The 859-nt window shown below is 38.0% G+C and carries 1 protein-coding gene; it reads right to left on the bottom strand.

Annotation, left to right across the window (positions count from 1 at the left end; translation table 11 throughout):
- Positions 1 to 46 precede the first annotated feature (46 nt).
- On the bottom strand, positions 47 to 859 hold an 813-nt coding region (locus C1634_RS25635; protein ID WP_109739386.1), incomplete at its 5' end, for an IS3 family transposase.

Genomic DNA, 859 nt, shown 5'->3' with positions numbered 1-859 from the left:
TGAAGACTTTCCCTTTTTCAAACAGTTAATAAATATAAAATACACTCTAATACACTAAAACTTCTTTAGCATACAGCCAAGGACTAAGTCCATTTAACGATTTATGCGGATGATTACTGTTGTAATCGATCTGCCACTCATAAGCAATTGCATTTACTTCTATTAAAGATCCGAACAGATATGCATCTAAAACATCTTCTCTGAATGTGCGGTTTAAGCGTTCAATATATGCATTTTGTGCGGGCTTCCCCGGTTGTATATATTGCAATTCAATGTCATTATCTTTACAGAAGTCCACAAAAACCTTGGATAAAAACTCAGGACCGTTGTCGGATCTTATGCACTTGGGCTTAGTTCTGTATGTGATTAATTCTTTTAATCTTTGTACCAATCTGACACCTGGAATTGAATAAAATGCTTCATTAACCAATGACTCCCTATTATAATCATCAATGACATTCAGAACCCTAAACCTTCGTCCATTAGACAAAGCATCGCTCATGAAGTCAATTGACCATGTCTCATTGACTGCACCTGGGACAATCAGCTTCTCTTTAATCCGACACGGAATACGACGTTTGCGCTTAACTCTTAGTTTTAAATTAATATTTCGATAAACACGGAGGACTCTTTTTCTGTTCCAAAGCAGACCTTCCAAACGTATCTTACCATAATAGGTTTCAAATCCCCTTGTAGGATACCTCGCTGCCAAATCCAGTAATTTTGAGATAACGGGTTGGTCGTCTTTTTTATGCCCATAATAATACATACTGCGGCTCATGCAGACGATCTTGCAAGCCCTATGAACACTGATTCCTGTTTCGCTAATAACCCCCTCTGCCAGTTCTTTTCGTTCACA

It is taken from the genome of Chryseobacterium viscerum, from assembly GCF_002899945.2.
GTDB lineage: Bacteria > Bacteroidota > Bacteroidia > Flavobacteriales > Weeksellaceae > Chryseobacterium > Chryseobacterium viscerum.
This window is presented reverse-complemented; position numbering and strand designations above follow the sequence as displayed.